The following is a 25616-nucleotide window of genomic DNA, read 5'->3' on the forward strand; positions in this document are numbered from 1 at the left end:
TTTTTATACCTTTTCCCGTTCGACAATATGTTTGAAACCTTCATCACCATTTAATAGAAATTTTTCTACTCTTTGTATTTTTTGTAAATAAGGATTTAAATAATGTGCAGATGTTTTATTATTTAGCAAATGTATAAACATTATAAGTGAAGGTTGTTTCTCGTACAAAGTATTCATGTACACGTTTTAAGTATATCTTCGTGCTTTTTCTCTCAATTACTCTGATATCCCTTTAAAGATCGATTCATTTAGACTATAAAAATCCAAAGGCCGATTTTTATTCGTACTATTGCAACAAACTTTTAGAAAAGAGCCTACGTAAAGGCTGTTTTCGCAAAGAATGTTTTTTTCCGTACAAAGTATTCATGTACACGTTTTGAGTATATCTTCGTGCTCTTTTCTCTCAATTACTCTGATATCCCTTTAAAGATCGAACCATTTAGACTATAAAAATCCAATGGCCGATTTTTATTCGTACTAGTGCAACAAACTTTTAGAAAAGAGCCTAAGTAAAGGCTGTTTTCGCAAAGAATGTTTTTTTCCGTACAAAGTATTCATGTACACGTTTTAAGTATATCTTCGTGCTCTTTTCTCTCAATTACTCTGATATCCCTTTAAAGATCAATTCAATTAGACTATAAAAATCCAAAAGCCGATTTTTATTCGTACTAGTGCAACAAACTTTTAGAAAAGAGCCTAAGTGAAAAGATGCTCTCAACACCATTTAGCGATAAATGGGTAGAGAGCATTTTCAAAAAACATTTATCAATGTTATTTTTGCCCTTATTTAGTCGTTAGTTCCAAAAATTCATCAACATCAATGATTGCCATCTCGACAGCCTTTTCCCAGAATTCCCTTTTCGTTAGATCTACCGATAGATGTTTAGCTGCTAAGTCTTCCACAGACATGGAACCGGTATCCTTTAACAATTCAATATATTGCTCTTCAAATGCTTCACCTTCATCAAGTGCCTTAGCATAGATACCTAGTGAAAATAAATACCCAAACGTATAAGGAAAGTTATAAAATGGGACATCTGTTATAAAAAAGTGAAGCTTAGAAGCCCAGAAATGCGGGTGATACTCATCAAGAGAATCACAATATGCTTCTTTTTGAGCGTCTACCATTAATTCTGACAGTCGCTCACTTGAAACATATCCATGTGTGCGTTCTTCATAAAAGGCTGTTTCAAATAAGAAACGAGCATGAATATTCATTAATAAAGCAACACTTCTTTGTAATTTATCTTCAAGTAATGCTATCCGTTCTTCTTTATCCTTTGCCTGTTTAACAGCTGCATCCGAGACAATCATTTCAGCGAATGTTGAAGCAGTTTCTGCTACGTTCATTGCATAATCACAATTTAAAGGATGAACATCAGTCATCGCGTATGAGTGGAAAGCGTGACCTAATTCATGTGCTAAGGTTGATACATTTGATGGTGTCCCAGAATAGGTCATAAAGATTCGTGATTGATTGTTTTCTGGAAAACCAGTACAGAACCCACCTGGTGCTTTCTTCGGACGGTCCTCAGCCTCTACCCACTGTTGTTCGAAAGCCGTTTTTGTAAACTCAGATAATCTTGGTCCAAACTGACTAAACTGATCTAGGATAAATTGTGTGCCTTCCTGGTAGGTAAGTGCAGAATTTGCCTTACCTATTGGTGCTTCGACATCGTACCAGCTTAATTTTTCGACTCCTAAGATCTCTGCCTTACGATTCATATAATGAACAAGCGGTTGTTTGTATTCTGATATAACCTGCCACATCATATCAAGCGTTTCCTTTTTCATTCTGTTGATCACAAGTGGTTCCTTTAAGGGATCACTCCACTTTCGTTCTTTATATACAGTTAGGCGATATCCTGCAAGTCTATTTAATGTCTCTGCAAACACATCTGCTTGATTTCCCCAGGCAACTTCCCAATTTGTAAATAGCTCGCTCCTTACTGTTCGATCTGGATCAGAAAATTTATTTGCAGCCTGACCTACTGATAAGGTTTTCTGCTCTCCATTTTCTGCGAAGGGAATTTCTATTTTTGCAACTAATAAATCATAAAGTTGCTCCCATGCATAATAACCATCAACAGATAATCCCTGTATTAGTTGCTCCTTATCAACAGATAAACGTTCTTTCGTTTGAGTACGCATTTCATTTAAAATATATGTAAGCTCACTAACCATTGGGTCATTTATTATATTCCGCCAGACATCTTGTTCAATATCCCCAAGAAATTGTTCAAAGTTCAACATGATCTTTGAAAATGATGTACTAATCGTTGTCAGTTTTGACCGCAATAAATTGGCATTTGTATCAGTTGTATTCTGAGCCTGTAAGCAACCAACAAATGATCCAGCTTGTTCTACTTTTAATGTTATTGAAGATATTTTTCCGATAGCGTCTAAAAGTATATTTATGTGATCTTCCACTGAAATTAGATCAGACCATTCCTTAACACACTTATCTAAATCAGTTATAAGAGTTTCAATCCCCAATAAAAACTCCTTAAATTCTAAAGACTGACTACCACCTTTAAAAAACGTTTCTAAATCCCATGTATTTTTATAGCTAGGTGTCTTCATCTCTCCGCCTCCTTAAATATTAACTGTTTAACATGTTAAAAATGTCCACAAAACAACCAGCTTTGTAAAAACCATTTTAAAAAGGAAAAAAGGCGACATTAGCAAACTTGCCGCCTCTTTTATTATATCAAAAATAAGTTAAATGTAATTTTTTACATTAAGTTCTGTATAGTTTTATTTATAACATTATTATTTCTCTATATATCAATATACCATCACTCAGACACTATATCCCTAAGAAGTTAATAATTTAAATAAATTATATCCAAATAAGGAAAACGTTGCAAAGTTAAAGGAAATCATTCTGAAATCCCAGGTATCTTCATGATTATCTACAGCCTTCTTACTTGAAAATAAAAGATTCCAGAGAGTAGGAACGTGAGCATTAATGACAATGGAATAATGATACTCAAGTGAATTTCTGCCTTTGTCTCTCCTTGAGCAATTGGCGAAGCAACAACTTCATTTTTTAACTTTTTATCTCGGTCATTATTTTCAATTTTTCTAAGCATCTGTTGATGAATTGTTCTTCCATCTTCACCTTTAATTAGTAGTTCCCCTGTTGGAAGAACCTCCTCTTCGACAACCTCACCGATCTTTTTTGTATATGAAATTTTTTGTTCAAGTAGATATTTATGATCATGTGAATCTTGATATTGCTGGTTACCTGCAGTTATACCCGTTTCAAATGATTGAAAGCCATAATCTAATAATGTGGTTGTATCTTCATATGCTTGCTCATCCGTCATAGCTTGTAGTGTGATTGCTATTAAGCTCAGATCCCCTTGATCTGCTGTCGTAACGAGGGTAAATCCAGATTCAGTAACAAACCCATTTTTCCCACCAGTTATTCCATTATAAGAATCATCTCGAACCATTTCGTGATGATTAATAAGGGTTGTGTCCCAGCTCTCTCCGTTCCATTCAAGCTCTTTCATTTTAAAAATATCACTAAATTCCTCATTATTCATCGCGTACTGGGTGATGATAGCCATATCCTCTGCTGTCGTTACATGATCTGGGTTATAGAGTCCATGTGGATTTGTGAAGCGGGTATGTTCTACGCCAATTTCTTCTTGTAAAAATTTATTAAAGTCTTGTACAAATCCATCTACTGAACCGCCAAGATGTTCTGCAATCGCTACACCAGCATCGTTTCCAGAATTAATTAAGAGACCTTGCACTAGTTTTTTTAGTGGTACCTGTTCTCCTACTTCTAAATAAACTCTTGTACCTTCGACATTTCTTGCCTTTTCACTAACTGTTACAATGTCATCTAAATTTCCCTTTTCAATCGCGTATATAGCTGTTGCGATCTTGGTAATACTTGCTGGAGCTCGCTTTTCTTGACTTCTCTTTTCATATAGAACTTGGCCAGTGTTGGCATCAATTAATATCGCTGATTCACTATTTATTTGAATAGTTGGATTTTCTGTATTAGCACTCATCAAATTCGGAAATAAGAATAAGCACATTGTTATGATTAAGATGGAACTACATCGTTTAATTTTCATCTTACGTACTCCTTAAGATTTTTATAACCATTTCATAGCATAACAAGGCATGTACAAAAAAATCAAGGTCATCGAGATACAAGGGTAGGTAATTATATCTAGAGGTCAAATAATCACTTTTTATTGACTGAATCTAACTAGACATTTATACTAGTAAACTGACGGTCGTCAGGAGGAGGAGGAGCAAGTTGTCTTCAAGCAAAATCAAACAAGCTGCTTTACTTCACTTTGCTACCAGTGGATATAGTGGAACATCCTTATCGATAATTGCCAGTGAGGTAGGGATTAAAAAGCAATCAATATACGCTCATTTTAAAAACAAGGATTCTCTTTTCCTAACGATAATGGATGAGGTGTTAGGTCGTGAAAAGGAGTATATTAAACAATATTTCCAAGATAATAAAGGATCAAATCTTGAAACAAATTTATATCAATTATTAATAGGCTATAGCGAACGTTATCATTTACAAGCGGATACTGCATTTTTACTTAGAATGGCCTTTCTCCCACCTGTTCATTTGCATCAAAAGGTAATGGAAGGTGTCTATACCTATTATGATGAAATGGAAGTCATTTTATTTAGTGTTTTCGAAAAAAATAAGCAACTTCTATCTGTATCAGTAGAAAATGCTGTAATCGCCTTTATCGGTTTAAATGACGCTATTTTAGTGGAACTTTTATACAGTGGAAATGATCGGTATCAACGTAGATTACAAGCTTGCTGGAAGGTCTATTGGCAGGGAATTATATAGGTATAAAGACTATTAACACTCGCTCTTGAAGCCTACTTTCGTCACCATTTCATTAAAGTAAGGGGGATTTATCGATGAATAAAAAGTGGTTATTCGTTTATATAGCGGCAATTTTTGAAGTAAGCTGGGTGACCGGTTTAAAACATTCTGACGATACAATTACATGGGCAGGAACAATTTTAGCGATCGTCATTAGTTTTTATTTACTCATCAAATCTACGAAGTCATTACCAGTTAGTACTGTTTACGCCGTATTTACTGGCTTAGGTGCAGCCGGAACTGTGTTAGTAGAAATTATCTTTTTCAGTACACCGTTTAGTTGGGTAAAAATTGGTCTTTGTGCTATTTTAATTACCGGGGTCGTTGGTTTAAAAGTAGTAACTGGTGAACCTGACGATCGTAAAGGGGCGGTGTAAGAGATGAATTGGTTTTGTCTCATTTTAGCAGGTTTCTGTGAAATAGCTGGTGTTGCTGCTATTTCTAGGTTTAATAAGAAAAAGTCATTATTGAATATTCTTTATTTGATTGCTGGATTTGCTTTAAGCTTCTCCCTTCTCTCTTTTGCAATGAAAACTATTTCAATGGGTACAGCTTATGCTGTTTGGACAGGAATCGGTACAGTAGGTAGTGCTTTAATGGGGATTTTATTTTTGGGAGAATCTGCTGGCTGGAAACGATTGTTGTTTATTGCCATGATTATTTCTGCAACAATAGGTTTAAAATTTATTCCTTATTAAGTGATAGGATTGAAAGCCATCTCCAACATTAGACGTAATTATCGTTTATAACCAATAAACGTTTATCATCTGGCTTTATCCTATTAAGGAGGCTTATTTTGTATAATACATTAAAATACTCAAGCATAGTTTTACTTGGCGCATGTAGCTATGGAATTCTCTCTGTCATCGTTAAACTTGCTTATGCTCAAGGGTTTTCGGTTTCAGAGGTGATTGGAAGTCAATATTTATTTGGCTTTTTATTTTTGTTGATACCCTTTTTATTCCTGAAGAAACATTTTTCTAAAAAGGACATCCTCTTTTTGACTCTATCCGGCATTACCACTAGCTTAACAGGGCTATTTTATGGGAAGTCCCTCGAAGTTATTCCTGCATCAATTGCAGTAGTATTATTATTTCAGTTTACTTGGATCGGAATTATTATTGAGGCAATTTCAAATCGAAAATGGCCAAGTAAAGGTAAAACAATCGCTATTATACTCTTATTTATTGGAACGATTCTTGCAGGTGGTGGATTAAATAACAGCTTATTCATGTTACCAATTAGCGGTATCATTTACGGATTATTATCAGCAGTTTCATTTGCAAGTTTCATTTTTGTTAGTGGTAGAGTTGCGATTCATTTGCCAGCTATAACAAGAAGTTTCTTTATGTCAACCGGTGCTCTAATTTTTCTATTGTTTGTGGTTTCACCTGGATTCATCTTAAATGGTTCTTTAGGTGATGGATTATGGAAATATGGGAGTCTCTTGGGTTTATTCGGTGTCCTTTTACCTGTTTTACTATTTTCAATTGGAGCACCTAAAATCGGCGCTGGACTCGCTACTATAATTGGTGCTGCTGAACTTCCCACTGCCGTTATTGCATCTGTATTTATTCTAAAAGAACATGTCTCCTTTATACAAGTTCTTGGTGTACTTGTTATTTTATTCGGTATTGCTATTCCTCAATTTTTTAGAAAAAAGCAAGCGTCCGTTTAGTGCCGCATGAACTTGAGCACTCTGTAATAAGATATTTGTGGACTATAAGGGTCTACCACCTTAACCTAAGAGGAAGTAGACCCTTTCTTTCTTCAAAACGAACGACTATCTTAGACTTCTAATCTTGGCTTTTCCGGATCACAAGAAGGCTCTTTTGTGTTAGCAGCTTGTGCAACCTTCATTAAATAATAGCATTCCTCACGCATCATATGATCCGCCATTAAAGCAGAAAATGTACTTAACATTTGATTTGTTAATTCCATCTCTTCAATTTCAGCTAGAAAGCCTCTAAAAAGCTCAATCTCAAGTTCGACATCTTTGTTCATCTTTGTAAGGGCAGGAAAAGAATCAATATTTGCTCTTAAATATCCCGAAAGTTCAACAGCCTTAAGATAAAAATCTTCAAATTGCTTCGTAAACAACTTACTTTTACTCTTTAATTGTTTTTCCACTTGGTCCAGATTATCCGCTATTGCCCCTGCATGACCAGCAGCATCTTGCAACCATAACAAATGATGGTGAAGTTCATGAAATATAGGTGGTTTTTCTGATTTTTTTAAATAAGACAAAACCAATAGATATTCCTCTAATTCATTGACCATGTGATTGATAAAGGTAGGTGGTAAATGAACTTTTATTTTCCCGGCAATCTGTCTTCTAATAATCGAAAGTTTAAATTCACGAAATTCTAAAGTACTTTTCTCTGCTTCAGCTGTTAGTGCATGCAAATCAGTTTCTTTCCTAGACCTCATTAATAACTTGTCAAAAACAGTTCGAAATTTCGTAGCCTTATCAATATCTTCTCGCTGTGCTACCGCTAAAGAATCTAAAATAAACCTAGCATGATCCCCTAATACTTGGAGCCAAAATTGGTGTTCAAACGCCGCTACCTCTTCAAACGTTTTCATATAGTAACCTCCTAGTTGTTGTTCATTCATATTTATGTCGAGGTAGCTTGTCCTAGAAAGATTTATTTCACAACGAACCTTTATGCGATATAACGACATCAACTGAATGAAAAACATAAGAGACCTATTTAAAATTTATTTTGATATTGGTAGAATAACTGAAATGGTTGTGCCATTTGAATTGCTTTCTATCTTTACTTCTCCATTGTGATGGTTAATAATTTCATAGCTCACCATTAGACCAAGACCTGTCCCGTTTTCCTTTGTCGTAAAAAATGGTTTTCCAATTTCACTTAACAAGTTCTGCGGTATACCTGTGCCTTCATCAATGATTTGGATGATAACAGATCCTTCTCCTTCAGAGATGGCTCTCACTGTAATAGTTCCGCCATTTGGCATAGCCTCAATTGCATTTTTGATAAAATTAATAAATACCTGTTTTAGTTTATTTTCATCGCATAGAACAATTAAATGCTTTTCTTTTATGCTCGTAGTGATTTGAATATTATGTAAAATAGCATGGGAACTTGTTAGAGCCACAACATGTTGTAAAACGTTGCGAATATTTTTTTGCTGATATTTTTCTAGCTGTGGTCTTGCTAACGCTAATAATTCACTCAAAATTAATTCGATCCGATTAATTTCAGCAGTAATCACAGGAAAGAACTCCTTTTTATATCCTCCTCGCTCCATTAATTGAAAAAAACCCTTAATTGCAGTAATCGGATTTCGAATTTCATGTGCAATTCCTGCAGCTAATTGTCCTGCAACTGATAGCTTTTCTGAATTAACCATAAATTCATGTGCAAGCTTTCTCTCTGTTATATCTCGAATAATAAGATATACCGCAGGACTTTCTTCAAAAACCGTCGGAACCGCCTTTACCTCAACATCAATTTCTTTTCCTTCACAAAAAACTTTTTCTTCAACGAGAGCAGATGGGTGAAACTCAACAGCCCTGTTAAGAGAACTTAAAATTGAAGCCATATTTGTAGTCGGAAATAACTGAAAGACTTTTTTTCCTATTAAATCAATACCTTTTGAAAATCCGAACAATATTGCTGCACTTAGATTAGAATAGACGATGTAATTATCTTTTATGACAACAATCGCATCTGGTGAATGCTCAACAAGACTCCGATGCAATCGTTCACTCTCAGGCAATTTTCTTTTTTGCTCTTTATTCTTTGTAATATCCCTTACACATCCATAAATACCGAGCACATCATTATCGACAATTATAGGTGTATTTGTGACACTTACCTCTAATTTCTTCTTATCCTTCATCACAAGTGTGCATCGATAATTTTGAATATCTCCCCTAAGAGTTTTCGCAAAACTGTTATTTACTAATTCTATTGAATCTTTTGTTAAAAGATCACCGTAAAATAAGTTAGTAAGTTCTAATTTCGAATAACCTGTTAATTTCTCACATTCTTTATTTACTTGTATAAACCTTCCATCAATATCGAGTGCATAATATCCTTCTTGGTGTTCCTTAAATAACTGTTGACTAAAAAATCTGCTATTCTTTAGGAAACACTTTAGCTTTTCACTTTTATTGCTAGCCTTCGTGATAGTCATGCGGTTCTCCTTTCACACCTGTTCATAAACTATGAAGATAGTATGTATACTTTATATTCGGCTTCTTTCTAAAACTTTGTTGGTCTAACAGCAAGATTTATAGATTTTTTAAAATGAGCAATCTATTAGATTCCTAAGTTAATGTATGTATTTTCATTATACGAAAAGATTTAATCTAATCAAACATATCCTAATGTGAAAAATTGATCCTATTTATGTTAAGCTTGCACGTTCCTTTTACCAAACAGAATCTTTATGCCTATTATAATGGAAAAAAGAGCCTACTCGAGGCAGGCTCTCTTCCATTCTTATATTGCTTGACCTAAACTAATTAGTATCCGCCACCAACGTAAGCAGCACCTACGATGATTAACAAGATGAACAAGACAACGATTAATGCAAAACCTCCTGCATTTCCTCCACCTTCATAACCCATTTATGTTCACCTCTTTCGTTTGAAACGTAACAACACATAAACAATATATGCAAAACAAACTTGATCGTTAAAGACAATCGCGTATTTCAACACCCATTTTTCTTCTAAACTTCAATTTTTTGAAAATAGGATAGGAAATGATTATGTGAATTCCGTTTGGATTTTATTCATGGCGTTGCGTCTAATCGATACTTTGTCGAGTCTTTTTCCCTTGGTGTGGCGTTCAATCTAATCTCCACAAAAAATGGCTGAACAACACTTTGTGTTGTTCAGCCATTAGGGACTATGATGGTTCGACCTCATCTAAGGATAAAGTGACTACTTTCGTTGAATCTCCATCTTGAACGTCTTTTTTAGAGGCGCTCTGATTTAATTCTTCAGCATCGTTCATGCCTGGTGCAATTTTATCTTTATTCTTTTGATTCTTATTGATCGTCATCACTTCCTTTAGATTTATCCTTCCCAGTAGCTATGCTGAAATATACAATCAGCAACTTTGCGCATCAAGATGAAGCTGACCCAGTGTAATTCAACCAATGATCACTTTAGTCATCTATGCATTTGTCGCATCTCGATTCGATAACTTCAAAGTGACAGTCATTTTTTCTCCCGCACGGTAGATCGTTAATTTAACTTCTTCACCTATTTCAGTTTCGGTGTATAAATATTTTCTCAATTCACTTGAACTTGCTATCGCTGTTTCATCCATAGAAACAATGATATCTTGTTGTTTTAAACCTGCTTCATCAGCGGGTGAACCTTGTGAAACATTTCCAACAATGACCCCATTCTTTACATCTTTAGGGAGTTTCATATTTTCTTGTAGATAATACGCCGGTACTTCACTCATTTCAATAAGTCCCACTCCAATAAATGGTCGTTGTACTTTTCCACTTTCCATTAATTCTTGAGTAGTTGGAATCACCTCGTTAATCGGGATTGCAAAACCTAATCCTTCAACACCACTTTCACTTATTTTCAAGCTATTAATACCAATTACTTCACCACTCATATTAATAAGGGGTCCACCACTATTACCTGGATTAATTGCTGCATCTGTTTGGAGAACATTCAAAGACCAATCTCCTTCAGATGTTGTCACATCAATTGTCCGATCAACTCCACTAATAATCCCCTGGGTGACAGTTCGCGAAAATTCTTCTCCTAGTGGATTTCCAATCGCAATGACATCCTCACCTGTACGAAGTACAGAAGAATCACCTAAATCTGCAACAACCGTGACATGTTCTGAATCAATTTTCAGAACAGCGATATCCGTTAATGCATCTGTTCCAACTACCTCTGCTGGAACTTTATCCCCATTAAATAAAGTAACTTCGACGGATTTTGCACCTTCAATAACATGATTGTTTGTGATGACATAGCCGGCATCACCTTCCTTTTTAAAGATAACGCCCGAACCTGTTCCACTTTCAACACTCTCCCCCTGGCCCTCACTACCATTGGGTGCATTGTTACCGAAGATATTACCATTTGTTTGAGATTTCATATTGGTTATTCCAACAATCGCAGGTGAAAGACTATCGACAATGTCAGCGATTGAATTTGAATCACTTGATAAATTCTGTGTTGAGACTTCTGCTCCTGGATCAATCTCTTTATTTTCTACGGATGTTTCAACTGCTTTGTTATTTGATGATAAAGATGGTTGTTCTTGTTGATCTGTAAAAGTGGTCACACCCAAAACTAATGCCCCACCGATCACTCCACTTAGAAGTGATGTGAATAACGGTTTAAAGCTTCTCCGCGGTCTTACCTTTTCTTGTACAATGTCTGTTTCGTCATAATATCCCATTAAGGAAACCTCCTACTATTTTTTAAAAATGAGTAAACCACGATCATCTAAATTAAATACCTTGTGAACTAACGAATCCACCGATCACGATTAGAATGACTAATAATGAAATACCTGTAAATATAATTGCTCTCATCTTTTAATTCCTTCTTTCGTTTTTTTAAAACGACTAATTGACTCTATTCGAAGCAAATATGCGGTTCTGCTAACTTATAATGTAACTATACATCCTGAGTTTGGGATAATAATGAAAGAATTATGGGAAATTGTGAAAAAAATGAACGATTATGTTTGTACGTTGTATAATAGCGTTTGAGAGGATGTGAAAGCATGAAATACACCGTTTATATCGTTGAAGATGAACAGAACTTAAATGAGTTACTAACAATGTATTTAAAAAATGAGGGATGGTCTGTTACTTCTTGCTTAACAGGAACTGAAGCAAGAAGCATTATTAATCAACCACCCCATTTATGGATTTTAGACATTATGCTACCAGATATTGATGGCTACCAATTAATAAGAGAAATTAAAGTTGCTACACCAGATGTACCAGTTATTTTCATATCCGCAAGAGACGCAGATATTGACCGTGTCTTGGGTTTAGAGTTAGGAAGTGATGATTATATATCTAAGCCTTTTTTGCCTAGAGAATTGGTTATACGAGCTCAAAAACTGTTATCCCGTACCTATTCTGAGGAAACAACGACACTGATTAACCTTCCTCCTTACCATATCGATGAACAAGTTAGAATCGCCTACTTAAATGGTCAAGAACTAAGTCTGACTTCAAAGGAATTTGATTTATTACAGCTCTTTATACACAATCAAGGACAAGCATTTTCTAGGGAACAAATCTTGACAAATCTATGGGGCACTGATTATTTCGGAACAGATCGTGTTGTTGATGATCTTGTCAGGCGTTTACGAAAAAAAATGCCTGAGCTTAAACTAGAAACAATTTATGGATTCGGATACAGGATGCTAAAAGGATGAAAAATAAATCATTAGCATTTCAAATATGGATTGTCTTCTCAGGAATATTACTAGTAATATCCTTATTACTGGTTATCCTTTTCCCGACAACATTACGTGGTTTTTTTACGAAGGAAATTTATAAAACGATTGAAAATGAACAGCTTATCTTAACCGAATATGGGAATCCCGGAAATAATGGATCCGAATTAGCCGATTCAAAACAAAGAGATCGTTCTGTTTCACATTTGGTGTTACCGATTCAGAGTTCATTCTTTCTTTATTCCAATGAATTGCCACATGATTTTATAGAGCAAACACAGGATTTAGCAGCAAGTCAATCAACACCAGTTGAACGGTATGAAAAAAATTTGAAGAATCAAACACTCTTCTATGTGATCCGAAAGTTAAGAGTCAATGGTGAGGACAGTTATCTTCTCTCTTATTCTTGGGATTCCTACCGAAATGACCTTGTTTATACCCTTTTTCGGCAACTAATGCTGGTGATGGTCATTGTCTTTTTATTTAGTTGGATCCCTTCGATATGGCTTGCAAAATATTTATCTAAACCACTTGTAAAGCTTGAAAAACATGTAAAAAACATATCTGAGCAAGCATGGCATGAACCTGTTGAAGTTGATCGGAATGATGAAATTGGTAAACTTGGGCATACAATTGAAAAAATGAGGCAACGCCTTGTTACAAAGGACGAAGCTCAGCAAACCTTGCTGCAAAATATTTCACATGATTTAAAAACACCCGTTATGGTCATCCGTGGTTATGCACAGTCAGTAAATGATGGCATCTTTCCTAAAGGGGATTTAACAAGCACAATGGATGTCATACAAGAGGAATCTGAAAAACTCGAGAAAAAGATAAGGGACTTACTTTATCTTACGAAATTGGACTTCTTATCGACACATACACCAACACAAGAAGCTTTTCGCTTAGATACGCTACTTGAAGATGAAGTTGATCGGATCAAATGGGCAAAGCCGACACTTGATTGGCAGCTTAAATTGGAAGAAGCAACAATTTTGGGTGATTCTGAACAATGGGAAAAGCTCGTCGAAAACCTTTTGGAAAATTCATTGAGATATGCAAACAAACTCATTTCCATCTCACTAACTAAATCAAATCAAGGAATTCTTTTACGATTATGGAATGATGGACCATCAATTGATGAACGTATTAAGGATCAACTTTTTGAACCCTTCCAAAAAGGGCATAAAGGTGAATTTGGCATTGGTTTAAGCATCGTTAAACGAATTGCTGATCTACATGATGCAGAGGTTTGGGCAGAAAATGAAGAAAACGGGGCTGCATTTTACGTTAAAATTCCTAGTACTCAATCTGAAATTCTTAATTAGTATTGTAACTCTATTTTTCAATAAAAGTAGTGGATTTTCTGACAAGAAAATTCCACTATTTCTTACAAGAGGTAAGTATTGTTGATTGTTGATCGAAATTAACTTTTTAGTTTACTGATTTTTAGGCAAACTTTTGTAATTGCAAAGATAAATAGGGCAATCTCAAAAATATACAACCATTTAAAAATCGATAGCACTAATAGTTCTCTGGTATTTACAAGGAACAAAGATAAAGCAGGTAGCGAAATGATGAATAAAAACAAAATCAATATCGATAATAACCCTTTATATTTTTGAATCTTGGATAAGTTATCGGAATAAATATCTACTTGTTTACTTTTCGATTTATCTATTCTAAAGTAATGCCATCCGAAAAATTGGGTGACATGCTCCCAACCTGCATCTTTATATAGAGTCATATACTCTATTAAATCATCATTTTTTGATGTTTTATAATCTAATTTATAGATAAAGTCTGTAGGTTTAATTTTTTCAAATGTGTAAACAAAGAGATTATATTTTTTTAATGCCCATCCTTTTTTAGACATTGAGCGAAGCCATGACTCCTCCTTGCCATCTTGCCAAGCAAAAAACACTTTAACCATTCTTCGCATTCTATTTAGGCCCCCCAATTCTATTTATATAGACTTCACTGACTTCAACCAACTGTTTTAGACGCTCAAATTCCAATTTGACTACTTCTTTACCAAGTTCAGTAAGGATATATAACTTTCTACGATCAGTATCCTTATTATCAAATTTATTAATAATCCCCTGCTTTTCCAACTTACTTAAAGCACCATATAATGTCCCTGGTCCCAACTTTACCTGACCCCCACTAATGTCATCAACCGTTTGCATGATTCCATAACCATGTAATGGGTTCTCAAGGGCAATTAACGTATAGTATGTTGTATGTGTCAAAGGTAAGAACCTAGATGCTGATTTGTTTTTCATCGTAATCTCTCCTACTACTCTAGATATTTATATCGACTTGCGTTATATCGTATAACGTCATAGTACTGTACATTTTTCCAGAATGCAAGTAGCCCTAAAAAAGGCAGGGATTTGGAATCCACTACCTTTAAAAACTCCCCTTATAAAAATGTCGTAAAGAAATCGTTATTCACTTGGATGCGTCATATCCTCTGGTATCACAAATTGATCAAACTGCTCTTCTGTTAACAAATTTAGTTGAACAGCCGCTTTCTTTAATGTTAAGCCTTCCTTATGAGCTAACTTCGCAATTTTCGCTGCATTCTCATAACCGATATGCGGATTTAGTGCCGTTACAAGCATTAATGAGTCATCAACATAACCCTTAATGACCGGAAGATTCGCTTCGATTCCTATTGCACAGTTATCATTAAATGAGATCATCGCATCTGAAAGTAGTTGTGCAGACTGCAAAAAGTTATAAATAATAACTGGTTTAAATACATTTAGTTCAAAATTCCCCTGGCTTGCGGCAAAACCAATTGTTGCATCATTTCCTATTACTTGTGCGACAACCATTGTTAGCGCTTCGCTTTGAGTTGGGTTTACTTTTCCCGGCATGATTGAACTACCTGGTTCATTTTCAGGAATGTTTAATTCACCAATGCCGCATCGTGGCCCACTTGCCAGCCACCTGACATCATTTGCAATTTTCATTAAATTGGCCGCTAACGCTTTTAATGCACCATGTGCATAAACGGTTTCATCATGGCTTGTTAAAGCATGAAATTTATTAATAGATTCCTGAAAATCAATATTCGTATAGTACCCTATTTCTTTAGCGACTCTACTTCCAAATTCCGGATGAGCATTAATTCCTGTTCCTACCGCTGTCCCACCAATGGCAAGATTTTTCATATAGCTTGTAGCTTGTTTAGTCATTTCCTTTGTTTGATGAAGCATATGTGACCAACCACTAATCTCCTGCCCTAATGTCAAAGGAGTAGCATCCTGTAAATGGGTACGTCCGATTTTGACAATATGATTAAACTTCGTCACTTTTTCCTCTAGTGTGGTCACTAGTCGATCAATTGCCGGCAATAGTTTTATTTCAACTGCTAATACAGCAGCAATATGCATTGCAGTTGGGAAGGTATCATTTGAACTTTGACTCATATTAACATCATCATTTGGATGGATCATTTGTTTACTGCCATCTTTATGAAGAATTTCATTTCCTCTTCTAGCAACCACTTCATTTACATTCATATTACTTTGTGTTCCACTACCCGTTTGCCATACGACTAAAGGAAAATGATCATTTAGTTTACCGGCAATGATTTCATCACACACCATTATGATTGCTTTCGCTTTTTCTGTATCAAGCTTACCTAGTGACTCATTTACCTTAGCAGCACTTCTTTTTAAAATTGCGAATCCAGTGATGACTTCATATGGCATCTTTTCTTCACCGATTTTAAAATTTTGCTTACTACGCTGGGTTTGTGCTCCCCAATACTTTTCTGCTGGTACATGAATTTCGCCCATCGTATCCTTTTCAATCCGATCACTCACTCTCATCCACCTCCGAAATATGATATCACTCTATTATTGTATGTTTTTTTTAGTCTATTTAAAAGGAATATACTGAATCAAATAAGCGGTCATCCTTTGTTTCATTCATTCAATTTCAGCAACAACCTTTTAAAAAAGGTTCTAATGAAAAGAGCGTATTTTGAAAATAATGATTGATCAAAACACGCCCTTACTATATTCAATTCAAACATTCCTTTTAGATCAATAAACGCCCGCTTGCAGAATCTTGAACTTTGCTAAAGAGCTATTCCCCATCATTCTAACCCTTTACCAAACTTTCACGGTCATCTGCCTGTGGGGGTTCCTCCATCCATCCATGTTTAATCATTATGTTTGCTCCATCTTCGGCATAAAGCGAAATTTCTGGAATTAATGACGCATATTTACTACCTAGATCTCTTCTTGGACTAGTTGCTATTGACATTCCATAATTTCCGATACCTACCGCAACCATTGCTGATACATTATACATGATTAGCTTGTCAGAAAAGACACTTGTTGTACTATCTGACACAGCCGAATCCCACCCCATTGGAGCAGGTAAGTCCTCTTTTATTAAAAAATTGCTGAATATGTCTATATATTTTTGGGAGAGTTGTTTCCCTCTTAACAAATATTGCTTAATTTCTTCATTTTGGGTTGTCTGCGCAAACCCTGTTATAAGTGCCTTTCCAATGGCATTTGTTTGAATATTTAAAAATAATTGAGTGACTTCCATTGAAGTAACCGATCTCTTTTTCCCCAAAAACCCAGCCAAAAAATGTTGTTTCTCCACAAAATCAACCTCGTCAGGAGTAGTTATATATGGGGGTTTTACATAAGTTCCTTGTTTTAGCATTAAATCTCGTGTTAGGTCCTGCAATTCAACTCCCGCTTTTAATACACTTTTAAAAAAATTCACTACATCTGGGCGTGTTACCAATCCCAACGCCGTGCTACTTGATGCCATTGCAATATTGGATAATTGACGTAAATACATTAACGCAAAAGTATCTGAGAAAAGTTTAGGAGCTGTAGGATTGACATCTTGATCCGTGAATCCGATTGGTATAGGAAATGTTTCTTTTTTAAAAATCTCCTGCATCATAGAAAGATTGCTTTTAGCTACATTTAAATCATACTCAAAAATGGGACGTGCTTCCTTATCTTCTACCTTTTCTAAGCAGTATGTATTCATACAGACTGCTAGTGTGTCATTTAAATATTGCGACCATAAACTAGACATTTCCGCAGCAGTTAATGGGATGTTTGTTTTATCCTCCACCTAAAAACCTCCTATTCAGTACATCTAGGAATAATATACCCATTATTGAAAAACATATGAGAAATTATTCATCAAGGTTTTTTCGCCTCTTGGTAAAAAACAAAAGCTCAAGCGCTTGTTCAGCGTAGGAAAAAGAAGTTTAGCTCTTCCCCTCGAGAGGATAGACGCTAGATCACAAAGCTCATATCAAATTACAAGAATTTTATCATTTCCTAAACAAAAATATAGGCATAGAAACGCTCAGCAATCGAGCTTCTATGCCTAATCCTTTTTAACAAAGGCTGTTTTCGCAAGGATTGTTGTTTTTCGTAATAAGTAAATCTTTACGAATTCAGCCTATCTTCGTGCTCTTTTCGTTTAATTACTCTGATATCCCTTTGGAGATCGTTTCAATTTACACAATAAAAATCCAAAAGCCGATTTTTATTAGTATTAGAGAAACAAACTTTTAGAAAAGAGCCTTTACAAAAGAAAGAAAATGCTTTATTCAGATTAGATTGTTTGTAATCCAGCTTGGTTAAGAAAATTCCATGGCTTATTATAATGTGGTTGGAAAAAGAAATCGACAAAACCAAGTTCGTCTGTTGTCATGTTGTTTTGGATACATACAGATAAGGTATTAATAGATTGGGTAACGTCTACTTTAGACATCACTTGAGCCCCAACTATTCTTTTTGTATCCTCTTCATATACAACCTTTAATCGAATGTCTTCATAGGTTGGCATAAACTCAGGTCGGTCATGCTCTAAGATTGTGATGCTTTTCACATTCATCCCCATACGAAGACCCATCATTTCTGTTAAACCGGTTGTTGCGATATTTTGATCATAAATTTTAATACCTGATGTCCCTTGTGTTCCCATATATCGAATTGTTGGATTGACTAGGTTTTTCGCGACTAATGTTCCCATTCTAACCGCATTTGTTGCTAATGGAATATATGCATGCTTTCCTGTTGGGTTGTAAAAAATCGCACAGCTATCACCTGCTGCAAACACGTCTAAATTACTTGTTCTCATATACTCATCAACTTTAATTGCACCATTTTCGAGCATATCAATCTGACCTTTAACTAGTTTGGTATTCGGTTGAAAACCAATACAGAGAATGACTAAATCTGCTTCATATGTTCCTTTAGTTGTTTCAACAGCTGCAACTTTATCTTCCCCTACAAACCTAGTCACTGTTTCACCTAAAGCTAAACGGATGTCACGATTTCTAAAGTCATCTTCAAGCGTATCGGTAAAGGCTTCATCTAAATATTTGCTCAAAATCCTGTCTTCGCCATCAATAAGAGTTACTTTTTTCCCGTTCATTTCAAACGCTTCTACTAGCTCAATTCCAATATAGCCTGCTCCAACCACAACAATATTTTTTGCCTCTTTTGCCTTTTCAATAATTGTATTCGCATGGTGGAAATTTTTACATAGTAGAACATTCTCCATATCAATCCCTTCAATTCTTGGGATAACAGGCCATGAGCCAGTAGCCATCACTAATTTATCAAAGCTATCATTTATGGTTTCATTCGTAACAAGATTCCGAGCAACAAGTGTTTTGTTTTCAATATCGACATCCAATACTTCGTGTTCCATTAACATATTTACACCTTGATCAGCTAATTCCTCAGGCGTACAATAAAATAAACCATTTGCATCCTTGACTACACCACCTACATGTAAGGCAATTCCACAAGATAAAAATGAGATATTATCATTCTTTTCGTACACATTTATATTCGCATTTGGGTATAATTTAATCATATTAGAGATAGCAGCAGTCCCTGCATGAGTACATCCAATTATAGCAATCTTCATCAATTATTCCTCCTAGAAATAGTTTGTGAATATTTTCACATTAAATTGTGAAGTTATTCACATAATTTATATTTTTATTATAATGCCACTCGTTTAAAAAAACAATAGTTATTTGTGAATTTATTCACAAAGTATAATGAAAAAGTTAGGAAAAAGCGAGTTGACCCTTTTTCCTAACAAACTAGCCTACGATTTAAACGATTCTAAAGCCCTTTCCTAATCTCTTCAATACTTTTTCCTACTAAAAACGCATGACCGCTTTTCAATGTCATTATCGTTGCAAATCCTGACTTCTTATAAACCTTTTCCACGCTTTCACTTATTGGTTGTACCCAAAGCCGTTCAACTGAACCTGCTATGACTTCTTCTTGAATATAGGCAATTAATTGCCCAATCAGCCCTTTTCCACGATATGCTAGTAAAGTAGCTACACTTTCTAAACAAGCATCCTGCTCATGACGAAAAGTACAAGCAGTCGAACATGGTACACCCTTATATTTTAATAAATAGTGAGTATATGAGTCATTTACGAATTCCTCTTCAAATGCCTTCTCACGTATTTCTCCACCTAATTCTTTCATTTGACATTCAATGGCGATAGCAGCCTGTTTATTTTCTTTTGTTACCTCTTCAATTGTTACATTAGGATCCCTGTCGATTTCAACCTTTTTCTTCCAAATCTGAATAGGACTATCGAATTCTTCAAAGCCAAACCCTTTTTCCTTCAGAACTAAAATAAAATCTTCGTGATCCTCATAGTTTGATAGATAGAATCTAGGAATAAGTTTTTTTCCTAGTAAAAGGAGATTACCTCCTCAATAATTTTTTGATAGTCACCTTGATATGTAAAAATATTGCATGATTTGCATCATAATAATTTGGTTGATGTTCATTATAAAAAAAATAGCCCCAACTTGTTTTTATCTTTGTTGAAAATGAGGATAAATAGGCTATTTCTATATCCTCGATATATTTTTTCATCATACTTGTAAACTCCCCTTTATGAATCACACTTTTATTTCTATATTAGCAATGAATCATGTGGTCATCTACTATTGTTCTTCTAATATTGTGGGTTCTCTAAATCAATATATTTATACCAAAACTCCAAAGCTTCCATCGGCTCCTCAACGGTATGTACATAATATATTTTCACATCATTAGCCCGGACATTTTCTGGAAAGACAAAAGAGAATTGAAATTGTTTATCAGTTTGGATATCAAAAACTTGTGGCTCCCACTCGGAAGGAAGTTCCTTTTGCAGTTCATCTTCTACTTCCATCTTCAAAAAGTCCCAGTCCATTTCTATATTAGTCACTCTTGGTCTGTTTAAATTGGAGACTTTTTGATTCTCAGGAACATAGAACACTAGAAAATCAGTAGGAAATCGAGAGAACTCTAATCGATCCCTCCATTCCCCTGTAACGACATACGTTTCATTTTTTTTGTTAACAGATAATTGTAAGGAGTCTTCCGCTGTATGATACTCAGATTGATAAAAAAAGTAGCCAATAATAACAGCCAATACTAGTAGCGGACTTAGTAATATTACCGAGATTATTCTATGCTTCTTCATCCAGAATTGGATTGCTATTATAGTTATTCCCGCTAAAATAAATAGAATAATAATCGACATCTACCTCACACCTTTGTTCTGTTTTAATGTGCTTATTACCTCTCTTCACTTTGTAACCATTCATCTAACATACGTTTTGCTTTATCTTTTGAAAGATTAAATGATTGCCATTTTGTGGAACCCATTTTTAATTCCATTGCCTTTTCGTTAAGAAGTTCGTTGAATAACTGATTATCCTGCTCGATCAGAACTGGTATCGACTCATAGGACAGTGACGATAAATAATCAACATCTAGTTTTTCTGTTTCAGCGTAACGTTTCATATTTTGACTGATGATAAATTGATCAACATTCAGATAATTGACGATCACATATACGATTAGTGTAGCAATTGACATCGCTCTTAAGAGTTTAAACTTTTCCATATATATCTTGAACATAGCCAATAGTAACAAGACAAATAATAGAATCATAAACAGATGAGCATACAAACGTGAATACGTATATCCATACGCATGCTCATATAACGATAGTCGATAGAAAGCTGAGCTGAGCATAATCACTGTAAATATAACTAGGATACTTAATAACAATTTTATTATTTTCGGTAAAGTATCTTGTTGGAAACGCCCAACATGAGTAAGTAAAAATAACAAACCAAGGTTAATGATTGCGACAATCGTAAGCTCGGAAAATCCCCGTCTTGCATATTCTGCATACGTATAATTCATAGCTGTACTCGATGGATCACCATTAAAGAAATATGTAAATTGAACTGTTACATAAAGGAAATAAACGGCATTAAGTAATAAGAGAATTGTACTTACGATCACTTGATCCATTTTCACTTCATGAAATTCGAGTTCTTCCTTCATTTCTAATGGCTTCGCTAATGTAATGAAGTAGGCAAATAAACATAGTGAGATGAAAAGCACAATAAATAATTGAAAAAGTACACTTCCAATATTAGCATGATATAGCCAAATTGGGAGCTTGCCTAAAAAGTGCTGAAAATGTTGATCCGAGGACATCAGTAAATAAATGATTGTCCATAGTAATGGAACTGATAAGACAAATCCAATGACTACTTTCTTTAGTGTCTGGTAACTTTTATCTTGCATTACCCCTTTTCCAACTTTACCTATAACAGCAAATTGATTAAAAAATTGTTGGAACGTATCAAAAAAGGTCATGAACATCGCGCGAATAAATAAGCGATTACTCCACTTCTTTCTATTCCATCTTTTTGAATGGGTCATCTGAATAAAAAGGATTAGTGGTACAATGAGGAAGTTTAAAGCTAATAAGATACCATTACTGAATAATGCAAAACTACTAGCTATCAATAATGCTGAACCAATTAGTAGCAAATCAAAAAATGTCTGTCGCTCTCTATTAGAACGAACTCTTAGATGAAAAATCAGATAGAGAACGGCTACATATAGCGGATAGGATATCCCGAGCCCTTTCCCATAAAATAAATAATGGAAGAGAAGTCCTCCCACTAAGCAGATAAGTAAATTTTTACTTGTCCTTTCCATTATATTCACTCCCTCTATACACATAGAATTTCTATGTATATACATATAATAATTCCTTAGTTTCTTAGATCATTAAAAGGCTCCGTCGTCACTAGTACATAGAAATTCGATGTACTAGTGGATACATTAAGAAGCCCCCCACTTATCCTGTATATGGGTTACTTCTAAAAGTTTTTTCACACTGAACGGTAAACTCCTAAATAGTAAAATACTTTACTTATTGGATAAATCATAACAGTCATGATGACACAAAGTACAATAAACGCTGGTGTCAAAATTGGTTGAAACCACTCGGTCGGGATAAATTGAAAAAGCGTCATGACCATTAGTAAAACATTTGGTACTAAACAGAGAAAGACTGTTTTTGAAAATATTCCTTTTCCTACCAATCCATATTCTCTACCTATTTCAAATCCTAACACCATCCAAAAGACAGTGTACACAACTACTATTGTTAGTGGAATTTGTGCAAGTAGCCCCCAGGCATCAGACAAAATTGAATCCTCAAACATGTGGTAGCAAACCGTAAGTAAACCACCGATAAGAAAAAACAATGAATTGCAAAAGACAAAGTGTTTACTCACAAAACTTTTGGCAATCGGTTCACCTTCCTCGTACTGTTTTGCAAGCTCAACAGGATCACCTAATTGCTCTAATACATCTTCTATTTCTAGTTGTGGTTGATCAGCCAGTTTATCTTCAATATGTAATGCATATTCACGAATAATATCGTCTTTGTTAACCGTTTTGGGCAAGGATTGAGATAGCCTCTGCAAATACTTTTCTTTAGATGGAATCATAACGGTCTCTCCCAATAATCCCATTCATCATTGAAACAAACTTACCCCACTCTTTCGTTTTTTCCGTTAATATTACTTTACCCTCATCTAAAATTTTATAATATTTACGAGCAGGCCCTTTCTGTTGCTCTTGCCAGTATGTTTCAACATAGCCTTTACTTTCTAGCTTGTGGAGTGCAGGATATAGCGTACCTTCCTTCACTTCAAGTGCATTTCCACTTCGTTTTTCCATTTCTTTCACTAATTCATATCCATACATATCTCTTTCATTTAAAAGTTGGAGCAAAATTAACGAAGTACTCCCCTTTATTAGCTCGCGATCAAACATTTCTTCACCTACCTCGAATATTTAGGTATCTATACTTACTAATTTTACATAGATCTGATTAAAAAGCAAGAGGCTTTTAAATGCACCGTTTGCTGAGAAGCTAGGCTATACAATTTTTTCTGCGCAGCCTAGCTAGGCCTTTATCTCGCTTAACTTAATGAAGGTTCGACGGATTGCGCGAAACAAAAATCGCCAATTTCATCTTCATCAAAATTATTCTATTCTTATCTCAACAGGTGCTTTATTTATCTATTCTTAATCACCAATATAAAACCCGACTGACTCCTAGCTAGGAATCGCCCTTTTTTTCTGAATATCTTTATTTTAAAATTATTTTAAAAGTTACTATTTTATAACTTTGTATTGCTTTATATATCATTCAATGATATATTATATTCAATGATATATCATTGAATGATATAGGGAGGTTTTTTTGAGTGCCACGAACTGACACGTTAGATATGGGGGAGCTTACAGACACAGCTTACTACATTTTATTATCTTTAGTTGATGCAAAGCATGGTTATCTAATTATGAAGACAATTGATGAAATGACAGATCATCGTTTTTCAATTGGACCTGCTTCTATGTACACGACGATCAAAAAGCTATTATCAGCTGATTGTATCAGACTTATTGATGAGAGTGATGCTAAAAAAAAGACGTATATTGCAACAGAGAAGGGTATTCAACTTTTAAGAACCGAGGTAAAGCGAAGAAAAGAAATGGTTTTACATGCCGAAGAAGTTTTTGAACAACGAGGGGAGCATTTGCTGTGAAGAAAACAAAATATGTACCTAGTGGTGGATTAGCTTTTTATGAAGAAAAAGATATGAAAAAACTTTCTGCATACGCAAGTAAGGGATGGATTTTAGAACGTTTTGCTGGACTGGGGTATAAATTAAGAAAAGGCGAATGTATGAATATTGAGTATTCACTTGATTATCAAAAGGAAGCAGATGATGAGTATTTTTTTATTTTTAAAGAAGCTGGATGGTCACACGTTTGTTCAGTAGGAAACGAAATTCATATATTTAGTGCACCAAAAGGTACAAAGCCAATCTATACAGACAAACCTACAACGATTGAAAAATATGAACGAGAAAAAAAGCAAATGGGGAAAGCTGCTTTTCCATTCTTTATTTCAACTGTTGTCTTTCTGTTACTAAGTATACTTAGTAACTATGGCTGGATACCTGATTTGATAGGAATTGTTGGTGAGGTTTTAGGATTTGCTTCTCTCTCTATCCTTATATTTCCAGGACTTCCGTACATTTCCTATCAATATAAGTTGTTTAAACTTAGAAAAAGTTCATAGGCATCTTTCTATCACTTTGAAGGAAAATAATTACTTTTTTTCAAAGAAACTTAGACATTGTGAATGAAAGGACAACATTAATTCAACGCTCAGATTACTACTCTGAGCGTTTTTATTTGTATGTTTTTTCTAATAAATGATGGTTGAATATATTTTATAGGTTTGATAGGAACTTGACTTAAACAAACAAGTGCATATCAAACCTATCCCATCAAACAACATCATATCCTTGATCTTCAATGACAGCTTTAATTTTATCCTTTGACACTTTACTACTATCAAAATTTATCTCGACCATTCCTTGATCTAAGTTTACTATTACATTTGCAACACCTTCTAATTTACCTACACTACTTTCAACTGAATTTACACAATGATTACATGACATACCTTCTACTTTTAACAGTGCTGTTTCCATCTATAACGCCTCCTATTTTTTCATTAACCTTTGTACGGTAATTAATAATTCATCAATGATTTCTTCGTCACCCTCTTGAATTCTTTCTACGACACATGTCCGTAGATGCCCTTCAAGTAATAGCCTTCCTACGCTGTTTAACGCTGATTGTGTCGCAGAAATTTGCGTGATAACATCATCGCAATACGTATCCTTTTCAATCAACGATTTTATCCCACGAATTTGACCTTCAATTCGATTTAATCGCGTAACGAGATTTTTTTTCATTTTGTCTGAATGATGACTACTTCTATGTTGACTATCCTCACAATGTTCTTGATTATCATACTCTGTGCTCAAGGAAACATCCCCCCATACCTTAGTCTC

Annotated in this window: 28 protein-coding genes; 8 read left to right on the forward strand and 20 right to left on the reverse strand. The window is 34.8% G+C overall.

From position 1 onward, the window contains the following. Nucleotides 1–3 precede the first annotated feature (3 nt). From AC6CHR_RS17490 to AC6CHR_RS17500, 3 genes are all read right to left on the reverse strand, one after another. Complete coding sequence (locus AC6CHR_RS17490) at nt 4–129, reverse strand: hypothetical protein (RefSeq protein WP_498250290.1); 126 nt, start codon at nt 127–129, stop codon at nt 4–6. Nucleotides 130–783: 654 nt separating this feature from the next. Then, nucleotides 784–2583 carry a M3 family oligoendopeptidase gene (locus tag AC6CHR_RS17495; RefSeq protein ID WP_498250291.1) on the reverse strand — a complete coding sequence of 600 codons (1800 nt, stop codon included), beginning with the start codon at nt 2581–2583 and terminating at the stop codon, nt 784–786. Nucleotides 2584–2915: 332 nt separating this feature from the next. After that, nucleotides 2916–4097: a D-alanyl-D-alanine carboxypeptidase family protein gene (locus tag AC6CHR_RS17500; RefSeq protein ID WP_498250292.1), complete on the reverse strand. Its 1182-nt coding sequence runs from the start codon at nt 4095–4097 to the stop codon at nt 2916–2918. Between the two features lie 188 nt (nt 4098–4285). On the opposite strand from AC6CHR_RS17500, the gene AC6CHR_RS17505 reads away from it, so the two are divergent. From AC6CHR_RS17505 to AC6CHR_RS17520, 4 genes are all read left to right on the forward strand, one after another. Further along, a complete protein-coding gene (locus tag AC6CHR_RS17505) occupies nt 4286–4849 on the forward strand; it encodes a TetR/AcrR family transcriptional regulator (protein WP_498250293.1) in 564 nt (187 codons plus the stop codon). 74 nt (nt 4850–4923) lie between these two features. Then, the gene (locus AC6CHR_RS17510; protein ID WP_498250294.1) at nt 4924–5265 is read left to right on the forward strand and encodes a DMT family transporter; all 342 of its coding nucleotides are present in this window, start codon (nt 4924–4926) and stop codon (nt 5263–5265) included. A gap of 3 nt (nt 5266–5268) precedes the next feature. Beyond that, entirely contained in the window at nt 5269–5586 is a 318-nt protein-coding gene (locus tag AC6CHR_RS17515) for a DMT family transporter (RefSeq protein ID WP_498250295.1), read from the forward strand. Between the two features lie 98 nt (nt 5587–5684). Continuing rightward, on the forward strand, nt 5685–6566 hold the full coding sequence (locus AC6CHR_RS17520; RefSeq protein ID WP_498250296.1) for an EamA family transporter: 882 nt from the start codon (nt 5685–5687) through the stop codon (nt 6564–6566). Nucleotides 6567–6676: 110 nt separating this feature from the next. On the opposite strand, the gene AC6CHR_RS17525 is transcribed toward AC6CHR_RS17520, so the two are convergent. The 5 genes from AC6CHR_RS17525 to AC6CHR_RS17545 form a co-directional block, all read right to left on the reverse strand. Then, nucleotides 6677–7474: a DUF2935 domain-containing protein gene (locus tag AC6CHR_RS17525; RefSeq protein ID WP_498250297.1), complete on the reverse strand. Its 798-nt coding sequence runs from the start codon at nt 7472–7474 to the stop codon at nt 6677–6679. A 135-nt stretch (nt 7475–7609) separates the two neighbouring features. After that, a complete protein-coding gene (locus AC6CHR_RS17530) occupies nt 7610–9058 on the reverse strand; it encodes a PAS domain S-box protein (RefSeq protein ID WP_498250298.1) in 1449 nt (482 codons plus the stop codon). Nucleotides 9059–9389: 331 nt separating this feature from the next. After that, nucleotides 9390–9494: a YjcZ family sporulation protein gene (locus AC6CHR_RS17535; RefSeq protein WP_498250299.1), complete on the reverse strand. Its 105-nt coding sequence runs from the start codon at nt 9492–9494 to the stop codon at nt 9390–9392. Nucleotides 9495–9777: 283 nt separating this feature from the next. Continuing rightward, nucleotides 9778–9933 (reverse strand): hypothetical protein, encoded by a 156-nt coding sequence (locus AC6CHR_RS17540; protein WP_498250300.1) that lies wholly within the window; start codon nt 9931–9933, stop codon nt 9778–9780. 114 nt (nt 9934–10047) lie between these two features. After that, a complete protein-coding gene (locus AC6CHR_RS17545; protein WP_498250301.1) occupies nt 10048–11310 on the reverse strand; it encodes a S1C family serine protease in 1263 nt (420 codons plus the stop codon). Between the two features lie 330 nt (nt 11311–11640). On the opposite strand from AC6CHR_RS17545, the gene AC6CHR_RS17550 reads away from it, so the two are divergent. Together AC6CHR_RS17550 and AC6CHR_RS17555 are read left to right on the forward strand one after the other, a co-directional pair. Continuing rightward, complete coding sequence (locus tag AC6CHR_RS17550) at nt 11641–12306, forward strand: response regulator transcription factor (RefSeq protein WP_498250302.1); 666 nt, start codon at nt 11641–11643, stop codon at nt 12304–12306. Next, nucleotides 12303–13655 carry a HAMP domain-containing sensor histidine kinase gene (locus AC6CHR_RS17555; protein WP_498250303.1) on the forward strand — a complete coding sequence of 451 codons (1353 nt, stop codon included), beginning with the start codon at nt 12303–12305 and terminating at the stop codon, nt 13653–13655. The genes AC6CHR_RS17550 and AC6CHR_RS17555 overlap by 4 nt, the downstream gene beginning before the upstream one ends. A gap of 98 nt (nt 13656–13753) precedes the next feature. On the opposite strand, the gene AC6CHR_RS17560 is transcribed toward AC6CHR_RS17555, so the two are convergent. The 10 genes from AC6CHR_RS17560 to AC6CHR_RS17605 all read right to left on the reverse strand — a co-directional run bounded on the left by AC6CHR_RS17560 (nt 13754) and on the right by AC6CHR_RS17605 (nt 23514). Further along, nucleotides 13754–14269 (reverse strand): DUF2812 domain-containing protein, encoded by a 516-nt coding sequence (locus AC6CHR_RS17560; RefSeq protein ID WP_498250304.1) that lies wholly within the window; start codon nt 14267–14269, stop codon nt 13754–13756. 1 nt (nt 14270) lies between these two features. Then, complete coding sequence (locus AC6CHR_RS17565; RefSeq protein WP_498250305.1) at nt 14271–14612, reverse strand: PadR family transcriptional regulator; 342 nt, start codon at nt 14610–14612, stop codon at nt 14271–14273. A gap of 165 nt (nt 14613–14777) precedes the next feature. After that, nucleotides 14778–16166, reverse strand: coding sequence for a class II fumarate hydratase (gene fumC, locus AC6CHR_RS17570; protein WP_498250306.1), 1389 nt, complete (start codon nt 16164–16166; stop codon nt 14778–14780). Between the two features lie 280 nt (nt 16167–16446). Continuing rightward, nucleotides 16447–17451: a DUF3231 family protein gene (locus AC6CHR_RS17575; RefSeq protein WP_498250307.1), complete on the reverse strand. Its 1005-nt coding sequence runs from the start codon at nt 17449–17451 to the stop codon at nt 16447–16449. Nucleotides 17452–17943: 492 nt separating this feature from the next. After that, on the reverse strand, nt 17944–19269 hold the full coding sequence (locus AC6CHR_RS17580) for an FAD-dependent oxidoreductase (protein ID WP_498250308.1): 1326 nt from the start codon (nt 19267–19269) through the stop codon (nt 17944–17946). A 203-nt stretch (nt 19270–19472) separates the two neighbouring features. Then, a complete protein-coding gene (locus tag AC6CHR_RS17585) occupies nt 19473–19850 on the reverse strand; it encodes a GNAT family N-acetyltransferase (RefSeq protein WP_498250309.1) in 378 nt (125 codons plus the stop codon). Between the two features lie 482 nt (nt 19851–20332). Continuing rightward, a complete protein-coding gene (locus tag AC6CHR_RS17590) occupies nt 20333–20905 on the reverse strand; it encodes a hypothetical protein (protein WP_498250310.1) in 573 nt (190 codons plus the stop codon). Nucleotides 20906–20940: 35 nt separating this feature from the next. Further along, on the reverse strand, nt 20941–22386 hold the full coding sequence (locus AC6CHR_RS17595) for a DUF4153 domain-containing protein (protein ID WP_498250311.1): 1446 nt from the start codon (nt 22384–22386) through the stop codon (nt 20941–20943). 176 nt (nt 22387–22562) lie between these two features. Further along, entirely contained in the window at nt 22563–23186 is a 624-nt protein-coding gene (locus AC6CHR_RS17600; RefSeq protein ID WP_498250312.1) for an HAAS signaling domain-containing protein, read from the reverse strand. Then, on the reverse strand, nt 23173–23514 hold the full coding sequence (locus AC6CHR_RS17605) for a PadR family transcriptional regulator (RefSeq protein WP_498250313.1): 342 nt from the start codon (nt 23512–23514) through the stop codon (nt 23173–23175). The genes AC6CHR_RS17600 and AC6CHR_RS17605 overlap by 14 nt, the downstream gene beginning before the upstream one ends. A 437-nt stretch (nt 23515–23951) precedes the next feature. Between AC6CHR_RS17605 and AC6CHR_RS17610 the strand changes: the two genes are divergently transcribed. Together AC6CHR_RS17610 and AC6CHR_RS17615 are read left to right on the forward strand one after the other, a co-directional pair. Beyond that, nucleotides 23952–24293, forward strand: a complete 342-nt coding sequence (locus tag AC6CHR_RS17610; protein WP_498250314.1) for a PadR family transcriptional regulator — start codon at nt 23952–23954, stop codon at nt 24291–24293. Continuing rightward, nucleotides 24290–24832 (forward strand): DUF2812 domain-containing protein, encoded by a 543-nt coding sequence (locus tag AC6CHR_RS17615; RefSeq protein WP_498250315.1) that lies wholly within the window; start codon nt 24290–24292, stop codon nt 24830–24832. Before AC6CHR_RS17610 ends, AC6CHR_RS17615 begins: the two co-directional genes overlap by 4 nt. A 211-nt stretch (nt 24833–25043) precedes the next feature. On the opposite strand, the gene copZ is transcribed toward AC6CHR_RS17615, so the two are convergent. Next, nucleotides 25044–25250: a copper chaperone CopZ gene (copZ, locus tag AC6CHR_RS17620; protein ID WP_498250316.1), complete on the reverse strand. Its 207-nt coding sequence runs from the start codon at nt 25248–25250 to the stop codon at nt 25044–25046. A gap of 12 nt (nt 25251–25262) precedes the next feature. After that, nucleotides 25263–25589 (reverse strand): metal-sensitive transcriptional regulator, encoded by a 327-nt coding sequence (locus AC6CHR_RS17625; RefSeq protein ID WP_498250317.1) that lies wholly within the window; start codon nt 25587–25589, stop codon nt 25263–25265. Nucleotides 25590–25616: the final 27 nt, after the last annotated feature.

The organism is Metabacillus sp. GQ13, assembly GCF_059758525.1.